Below are 23386 nucleotides of genomic sequence, written 5' to 3'. Positions count from 1 at the left end.
AGGAAAATGAAAATGGCACAAAAACCACGAATTTTGATTGTGACACCGGAAGTGACATATCTTCCCGAGGATATGGGTGCGAATTCACACTATTCTGCCAAGGCAGGCGGCCTTGCTGATGTGTCTGCTGCATTGATCAGTGCATTGTTTGATTTCCACTGTGATGTTCATGTGGCTTTGCCGGATTATCGTTCTATTTTTAATGGATATACCATAAGCAACCAGGGCAGCAAGCTTGAAAAAATCAGGAAACGCCTGGATGAGGAACGAATTCATCTGGCTGCAGACCGGGCATTTTATTATCTGGATAATGTCTATTCCGGTTATTCTGATAAAGACCTTAAGGTTTCCCTGGCATTTCAAAGGGAAGTTATCAACAATATCATTCCAAGGGTTAAACCGGATATCATTCATTGCAATGACTGGATGACAGGCTTGATTCCCGCCATGGCCAGACAGATAGGAATTCCCTGTCTGTTTACGATTCATAATATTCATACCCTGACATCCACTATGGCGGAAATTGAGGACAGAGGAATAGATGCGGCATCTTTCTGGAATTGGCTGTTTTTGAAAAATCCACCCCATAATTATGAAGAAAGCCGGGAATGGAACCGGGTGGATTTTTTAACGTCGGGCGTTTTCGCAGCTCATTATGTGAATACGGTAAGTCCGACATTTTTAGCTGAAATTGTTGAAAATCGCCATTCTTTTGTGGAAGATTGTTTGAAAAAAGAATTGACCAACAAATATCATGCAGGGTGTGCCACGGGAATTTTGAATGCTCCTGAGCCGGAATTTAATCCTGCTGTGGATGAGATGATCAGGTATAACTATGGGCCCAAAAATCATAGGAAACTGAAAATCAAAAACAAACAATATCTTCAGAATATAGTTGATCTTGAGCCGGATGAAAATGCAGTACTGTTTTTCTGGCCGTCAAGGCTTGATCCTGTTCAGAAAGGGTGCCGGCTTCTGGCCGATACTATCTATGATATTGTGTCTCAATACTGGGAGGCGAATCTTCAGATTGTTTTTGTGGCAAGTGGAGAATTTCAGAAACATTTTTATGATATTGTCCGGTTTCACGGCCTTAACCACAGGATTGCCGTTTGCGGATTTAATGAGGGGCTTTCTCACCAGGCATTTGCGGCCAGTGATTTTTTGTTTATGCCGTCTTCATTTGAACCCTGCGGCCTTCCCCAGATGGTTGGCGGAATTTACGGGACATTGCCTATTGTTCACGATACAGGTGGATTGCATGATACGATCCGCCAACTGGATCATGAAAACAATACCGGGAACGGTTTTTTATTCAATGTTCATGATGCAGCCGGTTTAAAATGGGCAGTTGACAAGGCCATGGAATTTCATTTTCTCGACCCGGATATAAAGGAAGTTCAAATTAACCGGATTATGATTGAGAGCGTCCTTGAATTTAATCACAGCAGATGTGCGGAAGAGTATATAAAATTATATGAAAAAATGCTTAAACGGCCATTTATCGTCTGATACGGAAAATTTCAATGATCCGGGTCTTGTTCCCTATGCAGCAACCATATCGTCCCGGCGACTACGCATCAAAGCGCTGGAAGAGAAGTTAAAAAAAGAAAACAACGGATCTTTAAGTTATTTTGCAAATTATCATGAGATGTTCGGGTTGCATTTTGAAAATGAAAATGATTCTTGGGTATTCAGGGAATGGGCACCCAATGCAACTGAAATATATATAGTTTGTGAAAAAACATCCTGGCAAACAAGTAAAGACTTTGCGCTTGAAAGAAAAGAAAATCATCTTTTTGAAAGACGATTTTCCAAACAAACTTTTTCCCACAAAGATCTTTTTAAGCTCAAAGTGGTCTGGCCGGGAGGGGAGGGGGAAAGAATCCCCACGGCTGCCACCCGGGTGGTTCAGGATGCCCGCACCTTGATTTTTACCGCCCAGGTCTGGCACCCGGAAACCCACTATCAATGGAAAATCAACCGGTTTCTACCGCCTGATGAACCTTTGCTGATCTATGAAACTCATGTGGGGATGGCATTGGAAGACGGCAGGATCGGCACATATGCCGAGTTTGAACATCATATTTTGCCTAAAATCATTGATGCCGGGTATAATGCGATTCAAGTAATGGCTATCCAGGAGCATCCTTATTATGCCTCGTTCGGATATCATGTTTCCAGCTTTTTTGCGGCCTCATCCCGATTCGGCACTCCTGAAGAACTCAAGAGCCTGATTGATGCCGCCCACAAAAGCGGCGTAAGGGTATTGATGGACATCATTCATTCCCATGCCGTTAATAATGAAGTGGAAGGTATTGCAAAATTTGACGGGACCTGTTACCAGTTTTTTCACAATGGCCCAAAAGGGTATCACCGGCAATGGGATTCCATGTGTTTTGATTATGGTAAGCCTGAGGTGTTAAAGTTTCTTTTATCCAACTTAAAATTATGGATCGAAGAATATAAAATTGACGGGTTCCGTTTTGACGGGATTACCAGCATGATTTTTGAAGATCATGGCTTGGGACGGGCATTTACAAGTTATGCGGATTACTATGGGGATGATGTGGATGTGGATGCCCTTTCTTATTTGACGCTTGCCAACAGTCTTGTTCATGATATCCAACCGGAGTTTATTACCATTGCCGAAGATGTCAGCGGGTATCCAGGGCTTGCCGCGCCCCTGTCAAAAGGTGGAACAGGGTTTGATTACCGTTATGCCATGGGTATTGCGGATTTCTGGATTAAATTGTTAAAAGAGGTCAAAGATGAACACTGGCATCTTGCTACTCTCTGGCATGAGTTGACAACCAAGAGAAAAGAAGAAAAGACAATCAGTTATGCCGAATCTCATGACCAGGCACTGGTTGGGGATAAAACCCTTATGATGCGCCTGATGGGCGGCCATATCTATACGTCCATGCAAAAGAATAATGACAGTATTGAAACCTTCAGGGGAGTGGCCTTGCACAAGATGATCCGTCTGATTACCATTGCCACTGCAGGTTCAGGCTACCTGAATTTCATGGGCAATGAATTCGGACATCCTGAGTGGGTGGATTTTCCGTGTGAGAGAAATAATTTTTCCCATCATTATGCCCGGCGGCAATGGTCTTTGAAATATGATCCTGATCTGTATTTTTACTCATTGTCTGAATTTGACCAGCAGATGATTAAACTTGTGAAAACAAATGATCTGTTTTCTTGTTCAGACGTTAGGCTTTTATGCGTTCATGAGGATGACAAGGTGATTGCCTTTGAAAGAAATAATATGGTCTTTGTGTTTAATTTTCATCCGTCCCTCTCTTTTTCAGATTATATGTTTGATGCGCCACCGGGCGAGTATAAACTGGTTTTCAATTCAGATGATATACGGTTCGGTGGAAAAGGCAGGTTGAAAAAAGACCAGCATCATTTTACACTTTTTGATTCCGACAGATTTGGCAAAAGAAATCTGTTGAGCCTGTATCTTCCCACAAGAACAGCCATTGTACTGAAATTGAAAAAAAGACAATAACCGGCATTGCCCTGGCATATGAATTGGATTATGAACTAAAACCGATAAAAAATTATTATCCTGGATACCCTGAAAAAGTGCGTAAGGCAATTATATTGATTGTCGATCAGGGAAAACACAATTAAAAAATAAAGGAAATAAAATGCTGGAAAAAATTATAACTCTGCTTGGTGAAGATGCCGGTTTTTTGATGGATCACAATTGTACCTGCATAAAAAAAGACAGTCTGCATCTGCCGGGGCCTGATTTTGTGGACAGGGTCATGACCTCAACAGACAGGAATAGTAATGTTCTAAGGAACCTTCAATCCGTATTCAATCATGGTCGGCTGGGTGGCACTGGATATCTGTCCATTCTGCCGGTTGATCAGGGAATCGAACACTCGGCAGGCGCATCTTTTGCACCGAATCCGATATATTTTGATCCTCAAAATATTGTTCAGCTGGCTGTTGAAGGGCAGTGCAATGCCGTTGCCTCCACGCTGGGGGTGCTGGGTGCTGTGTCCAGGAAATATGCCCATAAGATTCCTTTTATCGTAAAAATCAACCATAACGAATTGCTTTCATATCCAAACGCGCATGACCAGAAGATGTTTGCTTCGGTTGAACAGGCTTTCAATATGGGTGCCTGCGCTGTGGGAGCAACGATTTATTATGGATCACAGAAATCCGGGAGGCAGATACTTGATGTGTCACAGGCATTTGAGAGAGCCCATGAATTGGGAATGTTTACGATTCTCTGGTGCTACCTGAGAAACGATGCATTTAAAAAGGATGGTACGGATTATCACCTGTCAGCCGATCTCAGTGGCCAGGCAAATCATCTTGGCGTAACCATAGCTGCGGATATCATCAAACAGAAATTGCCGGAATGCAACGGTGGTTTTACGGCATTGGATTTTGGCAAGACAGATGAGCGGGTTTATACGGAATTGACGACCGATCACCCTATTGATTTGACCCGGTATCAGGTTGCCAACTGCTACATGGGAAGGATCGGTTTGATCAATTCAGGCGGAGCCAGCGGCGTTGATGATGTAAAAGAGGCTGTCAAGACTGCTGTGATAAACAAACGTGCAGGCGGAATGGGTCTTATTTCAGGCAGGAAAGCTTTTCAAAAGCCTATGGGAGAAGGTGTGGAACTTCTTAATGCAATTCAGGATGTGTACCTTGAACAGAAAATCACTATCGCTTAAAGAACACATCCAACTATTAAAATTCTTGCTTTGTCTTTTCTTATCATGATTGGTGCGACCCTGTTTATTGAAAAATTTTGAACTCATTTTCCCAAAGGACATATTTATTTTGCCATGGCTTTTTTCTGTTATCGTTGAGATGCTTAATTTGAGAATGAGAGCAAGATCAAAACAATTTTTGTCTGTAAAATCACAAAAAAAAATAGGATGATAAAAAAGTTGATAATGATGTTAAATGAAAAAATTCAAAAAATATTTCCCCGGTTCGCAGATATACCGGAAATCCTTTTAAAGGATATTCCCTGTATTCAGACCGGCTATCTCTTGAATGGTGAGATTCACTCATGGGACGGTCCTCGCCAGGAGGTGTTCTCTCCGGTATGGTTGGCGGACGATACGGGTCAGGCCCCTTTTTTTATTGGTGAATATCCGCTTTTGACGGAAACAGAAGCATTCCAGGCCCTTGACGCAGCCGTGGATGCCTATGACCATGGCCGGGGCATGTGGCCCACACTGTCCGTGGCAGAACGGATTGATCATATGGAGAGATTCATTTTTAGAATGATTGAGGTAAAGGACCGGGTAGTGAGATTCCTTATGTGGGAGGTCGGGAAATCTCTTCAGGACTCTGAAAAGGAATTCGACCGGACAATTAAATATATTAATGATACACTTGAAGCACTCAAAGACCTGGACCGGATTTCTTCGAGCTTCACCATTGAAGAGGACATAATAGGTCAGATCCGGCGAGCTCCCATGGGTGTTGTTCTCTGCATGGGACCGTTCAATTATCCGCTCAATGAGACGTTCACTACATTGATTCCCGCTCTTGTTATGGGAAACACCGTGATTCTGAAGCCTCCCAAGCATGGCGCACTTCTTTACGCACCTCTGTTGGCGGCTTTTTGCGATGTTTTTCCTAAAGGCGTTATTAATATCATCTATGGTGAAGGGAAAAAAATGATTCCCCCGCTCATGGCCACAGGTAAAATTAATGTGCTGGGCCTGATTGGTACGAGCAAGACGGCAAACGCATTGAAAAAACAGCACCCAAACCCCAATCGTCTTCGCTGTGTGCTTGGACTTGAGGCCAAAAATCCGGCCATTGTGCTTAAAGGTGCTGACCTTGACCTGGCCGTAAGGGAATGTGTTCTCGGCTGTCTTTCGTTTAACGGGCAGAGGTGTACGGCGCTTAAAATTCTGTTCGTGGAAGCATCCATTGCGGATGCGTTTCTTGAACGTTTTGCCAAAGCCATTAACGCTCTGCCTTTTGGCATGCCCTGGCAGGAAGGGGTTTTTGTGACACCGGTCGCGGAAAAGGGCAAGACGGATTATTTGCAGGAACTGGTATCGGATGCAATAATAAAAGGGGCGAAAGTTGTCAATGCCGACGGGGCAACAACTTTGGGCAGTTTCTTTTTCCCGGCTGTCTTGTATCCGGTTCATCATCAAATGCGAGTGTACCATGAGGAACAATTCGGACCCGTGATCCCGGTTCTGTCTTTTGACAGTATCAGTGAGCCGGTTGAGTATATGATTAATTCAAGTTATGGTCAGCAGGTAAGCATTTTCGGAAGTGATCCGGATCAGATTGCCCGATTGATTGACCCTCTGGTAAATCAGGTCTGCCGGGTGAATATCAACAGTCAGTGCCAGCGGGGACCGGATACGTTTCCTTTTACTGGTCGAAAAGACTCGGCTGAAGGAACCCTTTCCGTATCAGATGCCTTGAGGGTTTTTTCCATCCGGACACTGGTTGCCGCCAAGAAAACCGGTTTGAACAAACAGATCATCACCGACATTGTCAGGGATCATAAAAGTAAATTTCTGGCAACTGATTTTATTTTATAAGGCGTTTTAATTGGCAGAATTGTTCAGTCTGCAAATTGCGGAAGGAGTTAAAAAGGAGTTAAAAAAGATTTATACTGTTTTCGGATATGTATAACATAAGAGCAACCGCTCCTCCCGTAAAAATTTACAGTTTTTCACATACTTGGATATCAATTTTATTTTATAGGAGATGAAAAAAATATGGAAAAAACAAGTGCTGTGCCACCGTTGTTCCCTCATTTGCCAAAACGTCTGGAAGGCTTGGAGGATCTGGCGGAAAATCTCTGGTGGAGTTGGAATCCGGGCGCACGAATGCTTTTTAAAACACTTGACCGCAAGGCCTGGAAAGAAAGCGGGCACAACCCTGACAAGATGCTCAGGGAATTTCCCAGCGAGGGTCTGGAAAAAGCCTGCGCAAACCCCGATTATCTTCGTATGTATGATGAGGTGATGGCTGAATTTTATGATTATATGCAGGCCAAAGAGTGTCATCTGCTGGATTCTGCTTTGCTGGATAAAAAGTATGCTGTGGCTTATTTTTCCGCAGAATACGGCCTTCACCGTTCGCTGCCCCTGTATGCCGGGGGACTGGGTTTTCTGGCGGGAGATTTCATAAAAGAATGCAGCGACTTGTGCGTCCCGCTTGTGGCAGTTGGGTTTATGTACCCGGAGGGTTATTTTCGGCAGCAGATCCGGGATGACGGGTGGCAGGAAAATCTTGTCGAGCCAATCAACAGGGAAGCCGCTCCTATTTCCAAAGTAATGAACAAAGATGGACAACAGCTTGTTGTCAAGGTGCCTCTGACCGATCCCCCTATTCATGTTGCAGTGTGGAAGGTTGCCGTTGGAAGGGTTCCCCTGTATCTCATGGACACGGATATCGAGATCAACGATCCATGGAACAGGAGCATTTCCGCCCGGCTCTATACCGGAGACCTTGAACAGCGACTTCGCCAGGAAATAGTTCTGGGGATAGGTGGTGCGGAAGTACTCAAGGCTTTAGGCATTGATCATTATCTTTTGCACCTGAACGAGGGCCATGCCGCCTTTGCTCTTTTAGAACGGATCAGGACAAAGGTAGCCTCTGGCAAGGATTTTAAAACTGCTGCCAAGGAAAATATTACGACCACTATTTTCACAACACATACCCCTGTTCCGGCCGGACATGATATTTTTCCCTTTCAAATGATTGAAAAGTATTTTCATTCCTATTGGCCGGATCTGGGGCTGGATCGTGACACATTTTTCCAGTTGGGCGTTCATCCGGAAAAACCAGAGGCAGGATTTAATATGACTGCATTTGCGTTGAGGTTGTCCGGTTCTCGAAATGCAGTGAGCAAACGTCATGCCGAGGTTTCCCAAAAGATGTGGCACAGCCTGTGGCCTGACGTTGCGGAAGATAAGGTTCCCATAGAATATGTCACCAACGGTGTCCACACACCCACATGGATCGAACCGAAAATGAAACTTCTGCTGGATAAGCATATCGGGACTGATTGGCTTGACAGGCATGATGATCCGACCATCTGGCAGGGTATTGACAAAATTCCGGATATTGAATTGTTGCAAACTCACCATTGGCTCAAGGTAAAACTGATTGATGCCATCCGGGAGCGCACACGTCAGCGCTGGGGCAACGGGGATGCCAGTGCCTCCATTATGCTGACCGGCGGTGCTTTTCTGGACCCGTGGGCTCTTACCATCGGCTTTGCCCGCAGATTTGCAACATATAAAAGGGCGTTATTGATATTTCAGGATCTGGATCGTCTTAAAAAACTTTTAAAAGACCGCTGGCGTCCCATACAGATTATCTTTGCCGGCAAAGCCCATCCTGCGGATGATCCTGGTAAAAGGCTTTTGCAGAACCTGATAAATCTGGCCCGTGATCCTCAGCTTGGAGGCAGAATTGCCTTTGTGGAGGATTATGGGGAGCAATTGGCCCAGTACCTGGTGCATGGCGTTGATATATGGCTTAACAATCCATTGCCGCCCTTTGAGGCTTGCGGGACAAGCGGCATGAAGGCCGCTTTAAATGGTGTGCCGCATTTAAGCATACTGGATGGTTGGTGGGGCGAAGGGTTTAACGGTAAAAACGGTTGGGGCATAGAACATGACGATAATTTGAGCAATCCTGACGGTAGCGATGCTGATAAAATTTACAACATCCTTGAACAAGACATTATACCACGTTATTACAACCTGTCTGAAAACGGCATTCCTAACGAATGGATACGTTTGATGAAGGAAACCATTAAAAGCAGTGCGGCCGGGTTTTCGGCTCGCCGAATGGTCAAACAATACATTGAAAAGTTCTATTCTAAAAGCATGAAAGGGGCTTAGATGCTTGCCCTGATTGTCTACAGCCAGCGTTTTCGTTTGAAAAAAACGAGCAGTGCCCCGGCAATGACAATCAGGGCCGTCCAGAAAACGGCATAGCTGTATTTATAGTGCAGTTCAGGCAAATATTCAAAATTTGTACCATAGATGCCGGCTATGAACGTAAGGGGAATGAAAATGGCGGCAAAGATGGTTAAAATCTTCATGATGTCGTTCATTTTGTTTGCCATAACGGAATTGTATATGTTCAACTGGTCGGTCAACAGATCCCGATAGGTGTCAATTGCTTCCGTGGCTTGGTTGATAAGGTCCTGGAGATCTTTTAAAAAAGGAATTGTGGATTCTTGGAACAGATCGCTGTCAAGCCGGGACAGATGAAGAATGGCCTCTCTTGCCGGTCGGATGGATTTTCTCAAATAATTTATTTCCCGCTTAAAAGCATTGATTTTTTCCATAACCGTGGTGTCATTGCCTTCAAGTATCACTTCCTCAAGGTCTTCAATTTTTTCTCCAATCACCTCAATAATGTGAATGTAATTGTCCACAACCGTATCCAGGAGAGAATAGGCAAGGTAATCAGTGCCGGAGCCGCGAATGCGTGATTTTTGCCGTCTGATTCTTTTCCGGACCGGTTCAAAAACATCCCCGGGTTGTTCCTGAAACGTCACCAGAAAGTTATCGCCCAGAACAATACTCAATTGCTCGTTGAAGATCATTTCGGTTTCCGTATCAAATCGGATCATTTTTAACACAATGAAAATATAGGCATTAAAATCTTCTACTTTGGGTCGCTGGCCCGTGTTTAGAATATCCTCCATTACAAGTGGGTGAAGGTCAAAATTTTGCCCCACCTCCTTGATTTTTTCAATGTCATGCAGCCCGTTAATATTGAGCCAGGTCACGGTGTTTGTTTGTTTGAAATGTGACCCGTCTTTAATATGAGACAATTCCTGTTCAGTCAGGATAGTGGAATCGTAATCTATCACTCGTGCCTGTACAGATGTTGTTTTTTTTTCCCCGATGAAAATCAGGGCTCCTGGGCTTTGCCCTTTGCTTTCTTCGCGGTTTTTTAAAAATCGTGCCATAAAAAGGTCTCCTTACCTGAAGTGCAGAGGATTGTGTGGATTTCATGACGGGCAGCTTTTTTTGTTAATCTCATGGATGTTTCCTTAAAACGCCTTTCCAGCTGTCGGCAATCAGAGCGGTGGAGCTCAATAAAACAAAGGGTGCGTTTAATGCTGGGAGACTGTATAATGCGGTTGCCGGACCGGATCAAGTTTTTGTTTTCTTTATTTACAAGTTCATGCCATTGTTTTCGGTTTCGTGTCTGTTGTTTTATCTTTAGTGATTCACTTTGTTAAAAATATTGAAGCTCATATAGTAAACCTTTAAAATTCGTTACGCAATAATTGATTTGTGACGGTAAGTTTTTTTTGACAACCCTCTTTTTTAATGCATTAAAATATATTAAGACTGTTTATTTTAATACAATAGAGGTGTGTTTTGAGTTTGTTAAATATAGTCAGACAATATGGGTGTATCGGCATTATTTTTTATTGGTTCTTTTTTTCAACCTCTGCCTGGGCCAAAGATCCCTCTCAGCTTCAAACAGTTAAACTCTTCTATGAAAATGATCTTTTCGGAGACACGGATAAGTATTACACCAATGCCACGCAGATCACATGGCTTTCCAAGGATCTTAACCGATACAGGGATGATGTTCGCCTGCCAAGATGGTCCATACCGATCATCAAAGCCATTCCTTTCTCAGGTGATGGGGGAAGTGCCCACAATGTAGGCATTTTGCTTGGACATCAGATTTATACGCCTTCTGATATCCAGACAACTTCACCATCTAAAATGGACCGACCGTATGCAGGCTTTCTTTACTGTGGGCTGGCCTTGCACAGTAAAACCGCAACCATCCTTGATACGCTTGAAATTGCCCTGGGTGTTGTAGGTCCTGCTGCCAAAGGGGAATTTGTTCAGAATACGGTCCATGATTGGAGGGGTATTCCCACAGCAAAGGGATGGGATAACCAGCTTCATAATGAACCGGCAGTCAGGTTGTCGTGGCAGCGAAAATGGCGTCTGCACAGCATGGAGTTGTCAAAGACCTTGGATTATGACCTGATTTCTCATGCCGGAATGACCCTGGGCAATGTGAGAACATCGGCCAACACGGGAGGTGAAATTCGCTTCGGGTATAATCTTCCAAAAGATTTCGGATCAGATATCATCCGCGCCGGAGCAGGGGTGGGCGCTCCTTTTAATAGACATTCGGGCCCTGGAAAGACAACCTTTGGCGCGCATATTTTTGCCGGTTCCCAGGTTAAGGCCGTCTTTCGTGATATTTTTCTGGACGGCAACACTTGGGAAGACAGCCCGAGCGTTGATAAAAAATGGCTGGTGGCAGATCTTTCCGTTGGATTTTCATTCAACGTTGATATGGTCAAACTGACCTACCGGCATCTTTTCCGAACCAAACAGTTTGACAACCAGGAACAGGGACAGATCATAGGATCTTTGACCTTGACCCTCTCGTTTTAACCGGGACACTTTATATTTAAATAAGCAAATTAGTATATCATTGATGCCGAGTTTTTCAAAATGGCATAATTGTTAAGAGAAAATTTTTTTTATTGTTGACAAGAATTGAAATGATCTGTAGATATTGTTCCAATACATTGGAGAAAAAATGAATAAAATGACACACATAAATATATTTAATTTTGGACGTTTCTTTTTTAGGAGCGTTCATCCGGTGTGACGTTTTATTTTTTATTTAAATAAAGCCCCGGGTGGACATCAAGCCACCCGGGGCTTTATTTTGATTTTTAAGGCTCTGGGAATATTTTTCCCGGGGCCTTTTTTATTTTAAGCCTGATTGAAATGATTTTTTGACAAAGGAGAAACAAAATGATTCTTGTACTGGAAAGCAATATTACTGAACATCAGAAGGATAGAATTAAAAACATGCTGTCCGATGAGAAGTGTATTACCCGTGAAATTATGGATGCCGGCAGAAATGTCATCGGCATCATCGGAAAACCCGCAACAAGCCTGGATGAATTTAAACAGATGGAAGGAATTGCCGATGCCGTTCGCGTCACAACCGCACACAAGCTTGCCAGCCGGGAGTTTAAATCAGAAGATACCAAGGTAAAAATCGGAAATGTTGTGGTGGGGGGGGACAGGATTGTCATTGTGGCAGGACCGTGTGCTGTGGAAAGCCATGAACAGGCCATGACCATTGCAAAAGAGGTGAAAAAATATGGTGCGGTGCTGTTCAGGGGCGGGGCATATAAACCCAGATCTTCGCCATATTCCTTCCAGGGGCTGGAAGAAGAAGGACTCAAAATTCTCGCAGATGTCAGGGAACAGACAGGACTTGGCGTGGTCACTGAAATTACATCTGTGTCCCAGGCGGATTTGATGATGAAATATGTTGATGTGGTTCAGATCGGTGCCCGTAATATGCAGAATTTTGAACTGTTAAAATGTGTGGGCCGCATGGACAAACCGGTTGTGTTGAAACGGGGGCTGGCCGCTACAATCCAGGAGTGGCTGATGTCTGCAGAATATATTATGGCGGGAGGAAACAACAATGTGATCCTTTGTGAACGGGGTATCAGAACCTTTGAGCCTTATACAAGAAACACACTGGATCTGTCGGCCATTCCGGTTTTGAAAAAATTGACTCATCTGCCCATTATTATTGATCCAAGCCATGCAACGGGCATGAGGGAAAAAGTAAGTCCCATGGCAAGGGCTGCTGTTGCGGCGGGGGCGGATGCCCTAATGATTGAGGTTCACAACAATCCGGACCAGGCGCTGTCAGACGGTCCACAGAGTCTTTACCCGGAACAGTTCGGCCAGTTGACACGGGATCTTTATGTGATTGCACCGGTTGTGGGCAAACAGCTTGATTTTGATTATTTGAAAAAATCGGAAATCATCAACAATATGGAAGCTAAAGATTCAAAAACAGCCGCCTTTATAGGAGAATACGGGGCTTACAGCCATAAGGCAAGTCTTGGCTATTTCGGCGAAGAAATTCGGCCTGTTCCAATGAAAACATTTAAGGATATTTTCCAGGCGGTTCAAACCGGGCATTGCCAGTACGGTGTTGTTCCTTTAGAAAATTCGCTTTCCGGCTCCATCCATGAGAATTTCGATCTTCTCCAGGAATATGATCTGAAAATAATCGGCGAGATCACCATAAGAGTGAAACATGCATTGATAGCTCATAAAAATGTGTCAAAAAATGAAATCAAAAAGATTCTTGCGCCGCCACCTGCATTTTCGCAATGCAAAAACTACCTGGATCAATATCCTGAAATCGAGCAGGTTCCGGTCAAAGCCACTTCCAGTGCAGTGAGGTATGTCAAGGATTCCGACGATAAGTATACCGCAGCAATCGGATCAACCATGGCCGCAAAAATTTTTGATATGAATATTCTTGAAGAATCCATTGAAGATAATCCAAGAAATTACACAAGATTTGCCATAATTGCCAAAGAGATCAAAGGGCATAAAAAAGTGAACAAGACATCCATTATTTTTTCCACCGGCAATCAACCTGGTGCTTTATATGAAGTTATGAAAGTATTTTCAGAATACCAGATCAATCTTGTGAAACTCGAATCTCGGCCAATGCTGGGAAAACCTTGGGAATATATGTTTTACGCAGATCTTGAAGCGGATATTGAAACACCGGAACTTGCACCCGCAATGGAAATGCTCCGGGAGAAATCTGAAAACCTAAGAATTTTAGGACGATATTAAAGGCTTTTTTAAAAACAGGCATCCCTTATTTGTACACGAATGATTTGAATATAATTGATTTGAATGCAGTTCATGTTTGAATCTGGGATGCTTAAAAACTTTCTTTGTACTATTCTTTTTCAAGACAATCAAGTTTTAGTTGAATTATTTTTATATTATTATTATAGTTTAATTAATGAATTATATTCTGATTTGTTGTGTAAGTATCCGTATAAAATTTTCTGCCTATACGCAAGAATGTCTCTTGCTGATGTTCTTGCCATATTAAAAAGAACTTGATTAAAAACTTTGGCCCATGCGCTTAGGTAGGGAGGTTTATCATGGGAAGAAAGTTTTGTAAAAAAAGCAAGCTTACAACCACCATACTTCTGATTTTTTTATTCTGTTTTTTTATTTGTCCCCCACTGTTGGCTGAACCTGTAACAGCAGGTTTTTGTTTTGATTATCTGACGGCAAAACTGCTTGGCGACAAAGAACTTATGTCAAAGGATACAGAATTTTCATCAATCCATGATTCATATTTTCAAACCGGAGAAATGGGGTTTGAACCAGGCGATGATGAATTGGAACATGAGGGTTATCTGCGTCGGAAAAAGGTTGAAAAAATTACGTTGCAAGCCATTGAAGATCTTTTTCGTCAAACCAGGACAGGCAAAAAAATCAATAGGCTTGAAACAAAAATAAGCAATTTTTCCAAAATTGAATATATTAAATACGCCGATGAAAAAAGCTATTTACGGCATCGTTCAAATCTGAAAGATGATCAAAAAAAAATATTTGGCCTGCGTTTTGATGCTCATCTTTTCAACAATGCAAATTTAGACCCGTCTGACTGTGAATTGGAAGTAAGCTCTTTTTATTATGACACAAGAGCCAGTGCCGCTTTTAAACCAATTAACAATGAATTCACAGTTCAATTTACAAAAAGTATTTCGCAATATACGAATTCAAAAACAATCCTTGAGTTTGCAGTTTCAGGTTCTGAAACACAATGCATGATAAAATTCGGGTTTGATTTTTAATTATGAAGCTTGTCATATGTTTTTTTGCGCTGTTCTTTTTTGCCTTATCCTGTGCCCATTATCCCATGGATGAAAATTATAACGGCCCGCTACTCCTTCCCGAAGCGATCAAAGAAAAATATCAATACACCTCCCATTCAAAAAATCCTGTAATAAATATTAAAAAAAATAAAAAAGGGTTTTTTGTACAAGAGATAAAACTTTTTTCTTCTCTGAATAGTGTTAAAGGTGCAGGAGAGATAAAAATAGAGTATTACGGCATACCTGGCAATATAAAAAGACCGGTTATTATGGTTTTGCCCATTCTTGGCGGGCCCAATACCATTGTTAAAAGCTTTGCCAGGTTTTTTGTGAAAAACGGATATGCTGCCGTGATAGTACACAGAAATAATTCTTATAAAAAATTAAAAGTTCTTAATAACATAGATCCCGTTCTGCGCCAGATTATTATTGATCACATGCAGGTTCTGGACTGGATCAAAACAAGAAATGATCTTGATGAAAATAATACCGGTGTTTTCGGCATAAGCATGGGCGGTATCAAGGCCGCTCTTGTAACCGCAATTGATCAGCGTATCAAAGCAAGTGTTTTTGCCCTGGCAGGCGGGGATCTTCCCTATATATTGAGTTATTCAAAAGAAAAGGGAATTAGAAAAAAAAGATCACGGTATATGGATGAAAATCATGTTACCCTGGATGAATTCCACAATGAACTCAAGCAGACTATAACCTGTGATCCGTTAAATTATGCCCGATATATAGATGCAAAAAAAAGCCTGATGATTCTTGCTGTTTTTGACACTGCTGTTCCATATAAAAAGGGAAAAGAGCTGAGAAAAAAAATTGGAAACCCTGAAAGTATTTATTTGCTTGCAGGCCACTATTCAGCAATCTTGTACATTGATTATGTAAAACACAAATCCCTTGATTTTTTCAGAAAAAAATTAAATCTGCCGTATGAAGCAATGATACATCATCGGTAAGATTCCAAATGCGATTTAAAATCAAAATAAAACCATTTTTGATTGCATGCTTTTCCCTGTTTGTCCATTTTGTCATTTGCAGCATAGCTGGACCATGTTTCAAGTGTTTGAGGTTTAAAAATAACGTTTTGAATATTTCCCTTTAGCGATACTTTTTTTGAGATTTCCATTAATATGGTGGTTGAAATACTGCCATAATTTTCTTTAAGGGTCTGGTACAATTCTTTGGACTTTGCACCTGCATACAATACATCATCCAGTGCAGGATAGATATCACCATCCCTTTCATCTTTAAGAATTGTATTTTCCTTAAATGTGATAACCCGTTGCCGGTCCGTTATTAATATCAGGCCGCTCACCTGGTTTTTTGTTTTTTTTGCGTCACTTATAAGATAAACATATGAACAGGTTCTTTTGGCATTTTTTATGATTTTTACAGCATCTTCAAGGGAGTTTGCCTCCCGCATCAGTTTTCTGAAAAGAAAAACAAAGGGTATGCCCTCAAGGGTTTCACCTTCCGGATTTCCATATCCCATTTCGCCGAAAGCCATTTGCTTTTCGTTCATCCCTGATACACACCCTATAAATCCTGCAAACGAGAATGTTACCGAGGCATTGCCGACATCAGGTTTATGAACGAGTATGACTGGCCAGTTTTGGGCACCCAGTCTCCTGTTCCAGTCAAGGACCCTCATCTGAAACATTTCACCATTTTTACTGGCGTTGCCGAATGCCATGATATTGCTGCAACTGGTGCTTTTAAATTTTTTTAAGAATCTTTTTTTATACTTGTATTCAGACACGGCAGGTATGGCATGCATCCAGTGTACAAGCCGCAATGGGAGATTGGCCCCATGGGCAAGTCCCCGCATTTCCTCTTTTTCGGCAACAGGGATATATGGTTCCATAAGATCATATATTTCATCCATGATGTCGGTTGATGCATACAAAGCAGCGATTTTCATAATATGGTTTATACAGGCCCGGACATCCTGCCTTAACAGCCGTCCATGCTGAAATCCCATTTCATAAGGCGTTCCCCTGAGATGAAGAACTTTAATGTGGTTCACATCAGGATCATTGGATTGTTTAAGAACTGCCTTGGCAAGAATGGATTCTTCCGCATTTTTATTTTGAATAACCATTGATCTTTGATAAAGGTCAATTTTATTTTCAGGCAGTTTTGTACATCCCTGGGCAAGAAAAATAAGCATGGTCAAAGAAGTGATTCTTATAATCCGTTTAATCATAACGGTCTCCTCCTTATGTTCAGCTTTCAAAATTAAAATGGTATAACTTTTGTTGTCTTTATGCTGGAACATCTCCGGATTGAAGGTTGAAAAAAGATTAAATTAAAATCAGTCTTAGAAATTTTTCGGGAGATAATTATAAATACAATAATACCATATTTAAACAATCAAAAAAATAGTGTTGTTTAAGCCAAATTTATTATTTTCAAAATTATACTAATTATTGTATCATCTCTGGTCTAATTAAGTAATTCATCTGGATGTTGTGATACCTTAAATGTATGGATAGCAGCCTTAGCCGATATCTCAAACCTGATTTGTTAAATGCTATGATAAAGATCCATTATAGTATTTTGACGGTCCTTTCAAAACATCCCAGTTGCTTTCCATAAAAAGAGATGCACATTGCTCAATGGTATCACCTCTGCCTTCTTCTGTTCGTGCTTTTATATCACGGGGGTTGGCACCAAGTTCAGCCCAGAACAGATTTGCTCCGGCAGCGGAACCCAGAGTGCAGGGTTCGTGTGTGCAGTTTCCCATAACGGTTCGCGGCATTCCAAGGCGTGTTACCGCAACAATTTGTGCCATACGAAGCTCGGTGATCATTCCCAGTTGAGCCATTTGTGTGCCTGGAATTGTAATTCTTCTGGCTGCACCGCTGTAAGCTGGATTGAATGATGCCGTAAATTCAATCATTTGTGCCAGCTCTTCATTGGTATGTTCCGGGCCGACCGGTTCGACACAGGTGCCGACAACAAGGCCGGCTTCATTAAAGTTGCAGATACTGTCTTTTCTTTTTTGAGGAGAAAGACCCGTGTCTGAACCTTCGCGAAGGCGAAGAGCATGGTATACGCCGGTATACCCTGCGTCTTTTATTTTTTTTGCATTTTTCAGTGTCTGATCTCCGACATTTGCGATGAGTGTTGTGCCGGAATTCAAATTTCGCCGGATCTCCTGAGACATCTCAATAAACTGATCAAACGCATATTTTGCTGTTGTCATTACAAAAATAGCATTGGCACCATTTTGCTCAAATTGTTTGGCATATGCTATTGCTTCTTCCGGGAGGAGGGTGGTTTCTTCAGTAAATATGTTGTTTGCATTTGCAAAAGAACAAAACATACAATTGCATGGACATGGAGCAAGGTTGAGGGCAAATTGTGCATGAATTTCCGCATGACCATTGGATAATTCTTTTGAGATACGGTTTGCTGCTGCCATGATTGAATAAGATTCGGCAGAATCAGACGGAACACTCAACAGATGTACTAATTCCTTTTGAGATAATGATTCACCATTATAAGATTTTTTAATAAGATCATGAGTGTTCATTTTGATTCTCTCCTTTTTGTGACGTATCCGGTCTGAAATAAGTGAAAAATTGAAACAAGTAATGTTTTTTTTAACCACTCAATATCAATATTTAGAATCAGTGTAAAGAAATATTCACTGGAAAAAAGCCGATTCAATGCATTGGTGACGTAATGTACAGAGTTTTTTATCGCCTACCCAAAAGGTTTAAAACGGATCAACAAATAGGGCAGTAAGGTAAGGCAGGCGATCAGGGCAATCAGCATGGCAAGGCTGGTGAACAGGCCAAAATAGATTGTTGGCAGGAAATTGGACAGGGTAAGGACGGAAAATCCAATAATAACGGTCAAGGAAGTATAGTAGAGTGCATGTCCAATGCCTGCATGGCTTCTGTACATGGCTTGTGTATAGTTATGGTCTATTTCTAATTCGTGCTTGAACCGATGGATATAATGGATGGTGTCATCCACGGCAATACCTATGCTGATGGCGGCAATTGTGATGGTCATAATGTCCAGGGGAATGGCAAACCATCCCATTATACCCAGTACTGACCCGGATGCAAAAAGATTGGGAAACAAAGCTATCAGGGAAACTTTCCATGAACGAAACAAGATCATGAACATGGTGAAAAGGGCTGCCACAACCATGCCCAGGGTCAGGATCTGGGAATGGAAAAGGCTTTGCAGCATGTTGTTGTACAGCACCATCATCCCGGTGATACGGAATTGATCTGCCGGGATTTTCAGCTGATGTATCAGGTCGGATCTGATTTGCTTGATCAGGGCATCCCGTTTCAGCGTTTTTGAAGAATCCATGACGCGCAGTGAAAAACGGACCTCATTATTGGGAATATAAACATAGGGGGTGAGTATCCTGGCTTTCATTTCATCAGAAATTTCACTGTACACAAGGGCCAGTTGAAAATTGTCCAGGGGATTGCCGTTGTTAAACTGCTGGGCAATCTGTAAAAGCGTTCCAAGGGAAAGTACTTTGCCGATCTCCGGCAGGTTTTCCAGGTAGTCATGGATGGACAAAACTTTAGTCATCCTGTCTGAGGTAAACCAGTATTTTTCCTCATCCCCGGCCTCGTCAGTCTCGTCAAATATTTCAAAATCAGAATTATCGTTATGGGCGTCTGTTAAGGTGTTTTCTTGTTGTGCAACCTGCACCGGGGTATGGGGTGGTTCCAATTGAATCACAATATCCATGGGGGTTGTTCCCCCCAGGTTCCGGTCTATTATTTTCATGCCCTGATAAATTTCAGTATTTTTCTTAAAATAGTCGATAAAGCTGTTCTCCACCTCCAGCCGTGCAATCCCCGCAAATGACAGGATAAAGGTGATTGCCGTAACAGCCAGGATGGCATTACCGTGCCTGTGGGTAAATTTTGCCAGCCATTGGGTTGCGAAATGGTCAAAGCCTTCATTATTTTTGGAAAGAGACTTTTTTTTCATTAACATCATACCGACCGGAAAGAACAGAAAGGTGATCAAAAGGGAGACCAGAATACCGGCGCTCATCATCCATCCAAAGGTGATCACAGGAAGGATGTCACACAACAGCAGGGAACCGAATCCCGCAATGGTTGTCAGGGCTGCATAAAGGCAGGGTTTTGCTTTTGTCCGGAGTGTGGCCAGCACAAGTTCCTGTTGTCCGGCTTCCGGGTTTTGCTGCAGCAGTTCCCGGTAGCTCACAATCAGATGGATGACCATGGCAAGAGTTATGATCAACTGCAGGGAGATAAAGTTGGAGGAGACCACGGTCACTTCCCATTGGAACATCCCCAGAATTCCCATCATGGAAATTACGGCACCTGCGCAGCACGTCAGCGGCAGGATGATCCAGCGAATCTGCCGGAAAATAAGGGCCAGGGTAAGTACCAGAAGCAGGAACACGCCGGTGCCGAATATTTTCAGATCATTGCGGATAAAGGTGAGAAGATCGTCCGCAATCATGTCTACTCCTCCCAGGAATAATTTGCCTGCGGACTGGTATTTTTTCATAACATTCCGCACCGCCGCGATATCTTCGTGTTCTGCTTTTCTTATACGTTCCTGCTGATCATGAATTTTCCTGGTGATTTCTTTTTGTTCTGCTTGCAGGGCAGGGGTTGCCTTTTCATTTATCAGTTCTTTATTTATCTTGTTGCGTTGATCCAGCAGGTCAAGGTATTCTATATTCTTTTGAAAATTGATTTGAATTGCAGTGTGCCGTGAATCATTGCTTACCAGGAGATTTTGATACAGGGGGCTTTTGGAAAGTTCCTGCTTTGCCAGTCTGCGGTCAACTTCAGCAGATTGAAGGGTCATGATGTTTTGGGCCATCTCCTTGAGGGTTGCACCAGAGCTTTCCAGCAAAGGGGCATCCAGGATGGAAACCACCGACGTAACCCTTGGCAATGCCATGAGATCATCCTTCAGCCGGGACAATGTGGTCAGGGAGGCATCTGAAAACAGGTTTTCTTTTGGGGTAAATGAGATTAAAAGAAAATCTTGTAAATCGTAACGGGCAAAAATTTTTCTTGCATACTGCAGGTCCTTGTCATTTTCCAGCAACAGGGATTCTGCTGATGCATCAAGCCGGAAATGTCTTGCCTGATACCCCAGCGTCCCGATCACCATCAACAACAAAAGGATGACCATGCCTGGTTTTTTAAGTACAAACCGGTCATAAAATCCAATAAAAAGAAAATGCAAAAGCTTCATAAACAACACATTGCCGGTAAAATTACGGCATCCTGTCAGAGTGACGGTTTTTCAAATCGTTGCACCAGTTCTTCAAAGTCGGCTTTGCCCAATATCTCATTGATCTGGGCTCGGTATGACCTGATGATACTGACACCCTCTATTTCCACATCATAAATTTTCCAGGTATTTTGTGACTCATACAGTTTGTAAAGCATCTCATAGCGGGTGTCCCCGGAAATCAGTTTCAGGGGAAGGTAGATCTTTTTTCGTTCGTTCAAGGGCGTCTGGTACAAAATTTCTTCAGTGGTGAATTTCATGATGCTGCCCAGGTAGGAGGCCTGGAGCCGTTTGCGGAATGCATCGGTAAAGCGTTGTTTCTGGGTGTTGGAAAAACCGCTCCAGTATTTTTTGCCCACGGAGAGCTTGGCCATAAGCTCCAGGTCAAAAACAGGTATTATGATCTGCATCACCCTCTCTTTTTTTGCCTGGTCATCCAGATTACTCTCTTTGAGTACTAAAAGCACGTTATCCAGTTTGGTCTTGAAAAATGCCTGGGCATCTTCTGCCGTTGCCCAGGCAGGTGAACATTCCAGTAACAGCAAAGAGAGTATAAAAAACATAATGGTTTTCATAGCAATATCCCTTTTTTGCATTTCTTCTTTTAACAGGTTTGTAAGATCTTACGTTTGAAAGTCGCGTACCTCAACAACATACCAATCTAAATGAATAAGATCAAAGAGATTGTTGCCTGCCGTTCAAACGAAATCAATTATCGGGTCAGTTGCCGGTATTTTATCCTGGTTGGCTGATCCGCTTTTATGCCCAGCCGTTTTTTTCTGTCTTTTTCATAATCAGAATAAGACCCTTCAAAAAACAGTGTCTGGCTGTCGCCTTCAAAAGCCAGAATATGTGTGGCAACCCTGTCTAAAAACCATCTGTCATGGCTTATAACAACGGCACATCCGGCAAAGCTTTCCAAAGCTTCTTCCAATGCCCGAAGCGTGTTGACATCCAGGTCGTTGGTAGGCTCATCCAATAATAAAAGGTTGGCTTCCAGTTTCAGCATGGTGGCCAGGTGGACACGGTTTCTTTCTCCTCCTGAGATATTTTTTACTTTTTTTTGCTGGTCTGATCCGGAAAAATTAAATTTTGACACATAAGCCCTTGCGTTGATTTCCCTGCCGCCAATAAACATTTTTTCATTTCCATCCGAAATCACCTCAAAGATTGTTCGTTCAGGATCAAGGGTGTCTCTTTCCTGATCTACATATGCTAATTTTACACTCTGACCCAGCTCAATTGTTCCTGTGTCAGGTGTCTCTTTTTTTGTGATCATGTTAAAGAGCGTTGTTTTACCGGCCCCATTGGGCCCTACAACACCAACAATGCCTCCAGGAGGTATGATAAAATTCATGTTTTCCACCAGCAGTTTGTTTTTAAAAGCTTTGGAAACATCTTTTGCAACAATGACTTTTTCTCCAAGCCGTGGTCCGGGTGGAATAAATATTTCCAAATCGTGTTCCTGCTCTTTGGTGTCTTTTTTCAAAAGGTCTTCATAGGCATTTATCCTGGCCTTTGATTTGGAGCGTTTGCCCTTGGGTGACATATTGATCCACTCAAGCTCCCGTTGAAGGGTCTGTTGGCGTTTGGATTCTGATTTTTGTTCAGTGGCCAGTCGTTTTTGTTTTTGATCCAGCCATGAAGAGTAGTTGCCTTTCCAGGGGATTCCTTCTCCACGGTCCAGTTCAAGAATCCATCCGGCCACGTTATCTAAAAAATACCGGTCATGGGTGACGGCAATAACGGTTCCTTCATAACGGTTTAAATGTTCTTCAAGCCATGCAACCGACTCGGCATCCAGATGGTTGGTTGGCTCATCCAGCAAGAGTATGTCGGGTTTCTGCAATAACAGCCTGCAAAGGGCTACCCGCCTTTTTTCACCACCTGAAATTACATTGACCGGCGTATCTTCGGGAGGACACCGCAAAGCATCCATGGCCATTTTCAGTTTGGAATCCAGGTCCCATGCATCCATATGATCCAGCTTTTCCTGGATTTTGCCCTGTTTTTCAAGAAGCTTGTCCATTTCATCATCAGGCATGGGATTGGCAAATTCTTCTGAAATTTTTTCATATTCATTTAACAGGTCAACAGTCTCTTTAACGCCTTGTTCAACAATCTCTCTGACGGTTTTTTCGCTGTCAACCAGGGGTTCTTGTTCCAGATAGCCGACCTTGAATCCTTTGGACAAAATGGTCTCGCCGGAAAATTGCGTATCAACCCCTGCCAGAATTTTTAATAATGAACTTTTACCCGAACCGTTTAATCCAAGGACACCGATTTTAGCCCCGTAAAAATAGGACAGGGAAATATCCTTGAGTACCTGTTTTTGACCATGAAATTTGCTTACATTGATCATTGAATAAATTACTTTTTTTGTGTCTTCCGCCATCTATTTTA

15 protein-coding genes are annotated in these 23386 nt (G+C 42.6%); 9 read left to right on the top strand and 6 right to left on the bottom strand.

Going from position 1 to position 23386, the window contains the following annotated elements:
* The first annotated feature begins 12 nt into the window (after positions 1-12).
* The 5 genes from TOL2_RS13310 (at position 13) to glgP (ending at position 8885) form a co-directional block, all read left to right on the top strand.
* A complete protein-coding gene (locus TOL2_RS13310; protein WP_041279500.1) occupies positions 13-1512 on the top strand; it encodes a glycogen synthase in 1500 nt (499 codons plus the stop codon).
* The gene (locus TOL2_RS13305; protein WP_014957945.1) at positions 1478-3520 is read left to right on the top strand and encodes an alpha amylase C-terminal domain-containing protein; all 2043 of its coding nucleotides are present in this window, start codon (positions 1478-1480) and stop codon (positions 3518-3520) included. Before TOL2_RS13310 ends, TOL2_RS13305 begins: the two co-directional genes overlap by 35 nt.
* Before the next feature lie 142 nt (positions 3521-3662).
* A complete protein-coding gene (locus tag TOL2_RS13300; RefSeq protein WP_014957944.1) occupies positions 3663-4715 on the top strand; it encodes a class I fructose-bisphosphate aldolase in 1053 nt (350 codons plus the stop codon).
* Between the two features lie 225 nt (positions 4716-4940).
* Positions 4941-6566 (top strand): NADP-dependent glyceraldehyde-3-phosphate dehydrogenase, encoded by a 1626-nt coding sequence (locus tag TOL2_RS13295; protein WP_014957943.1) that lies wholly within the window; start codon positions 4941-4943, stop codon positions 6564-6566.
* Between the two features lie 180 nt (positions 6567-6746).
* A complete protein-coding gene (gene glgP, locus TOL2_RS13290; protein ID WP_014957942.1) occupies positions 6747-8885 on the top strand; it encodes an alpha-glucan family phosphorylase in 2139 nt (712 codons plus the stop codon).
* A 17-nt stretch (positions 8886-8902) separates the two neighbouring features.
* Here glgP and corA read toward each other — a convergent pair whose 3' ends face one another.
* Positions 8903-9967, bottom strand: coding sequence for a magnesium/cobalt transporter CorA (gene corA / locus TOL2_RS13285; protein WP_014957941.1), 1065 nt, complete (start codon positions 9965-9967; stop codon positions 8903-8905).
* Between the two features lie 418 nt (positions 9968-10385).
* On the opposite strand from corA, the gene TOL2_RS13275 reads away from it, so the two are divergent.
* The 4 genes from TOL2_RS13275 to TOL2_RS13260 all read left to right on the top strand — a co-directional run bounded on the left by TOL2_RS13275 (position 10386) and on the right by TOL2_RS13260 (position 15675).
* Positions 10386-11432 carry a lipid A deacylase LpxR family protein gene (locus tag TOL2_RS13275; protein WP_148278114.1) on the top strand — a complete coding sequence of 349 codons (1047 nt, stop codon included), beginning with the start codon at positions 10386-10388 and terminating at the stop codon, positions 11430-11432.
* 369 nt (positions 11433-11801) lie between these two features.
* Positions 11802-13670, top strand: a complete 1869-nt coding sequence (gene aroF, locus TOL2_RS13270) for a 3-deoxy-7-phosphoheptulonate synthase (RefSeq protein ID WP_014957939.1) — start codon at positions 11802-11804, stop codon at positions 13668-13670.
* 320 nt (positions 13671-13990) lie between these two features.
* Positions 13991-14692, top strand: coding sequence for a hypothetical protein (locus TOL2_RS13265; RefSeq protein ID WP_014957937.1), 702 nt, complete (start codon positions 13991-13993; stop codon positions 14690-14692).
* A 2-nt stretch (positions 14693-14694) separates the two neighbouring features.
* The gene (locus TOL2_RS13260) at positions 14695-15675 is read left to right on the top strand and encodes an alpha/beta hydrolase (RefSeq protein ID WP_014957936.1); all 981 of its coding nucleotides are present in this window, start codon (positions 14695-14697) and stop codon (positions 15673-15675) included.
* Here TOL2_RS13260 and TOL2_RS13255 read toward each other — a convergent pair.
* The 5 genes from TOL2_RS13255 to ettA form a co-directional block, all read right to left on the bottom strand.
* Entirely contained in the window at positions 15666-16925 is a 1260-nt protein-coding gene (locus TOL2_RS13255; protein WP_014957935.1) for a C45 family autoproteolytic acyltransferase/hydolase, read from the bottom strand. The two genes, TOL2_RS13260 and TOL2_RS13255, sit on opposite strands and share 10 nt — an antisense overlap.
* A 327-nt stretch (positions 16926-17252) precedes the next feature.
* Complete coding sequence (locus tag TOL2_RS13250) at positions 17253-18257, bottom strand: biotin synthase BioB (protein ID WP_014957934.1); 1005 nt, start codon at positions 18255-18257, stop codon at positions 17253-17255.
* Between the two features lie 173 nt (positions 18258-18430).
* Positions 18431-20944, bottom strand: coding sequence for an efflux RND transporter permease subunit (locus tag TOL2_RS13245; protein WP_014957933.1), 2514 nt, complete (start codon positions 20942-20944; stop codon positions 18431-18433).
* Positions 20945-20979: 35 nt separating this feature from the next.
* Positions 20980-21558, bottom strand: coding sequence for a Tgt2/MlaC family protein (locus TOL2_RS13240; RefSeq protein WP_014957932.1), 579 nt, complete (start codon positions 21556-21558; stop codon positions 20980-20982).
* A 137-nt stretch (positions 21559-21695) separates the two neighbouring features.
* A complete protein-coding gene (gene ettA, locus TOL2_RS13235; RefSeq protein WP_014957931.1) occupies positions 21696-23378 on the bottom strand; it encodes an energy-dependent translational throttle protein EttA in 1683 nt (560 codons plus the stop codon).
* Positions 23379-23386 lie beyond the last annotated feature (8 nt).

Source organism: Desulfobacula toluolica Tol2 (genome assembly GCF_000307105.1).
Classification (GTDB): domain Bacteria; phylum Desulfobacterota; class Desulfobacteria; order Desulfobacterales; family Desulfobacteraceae; genus Desulfobacula; species Desulfobacula toluolica.
Note: the sequence above shows the minus strand (reverse complement) of the source record. Positions and strands in the feature narration are given on the sequence as shown.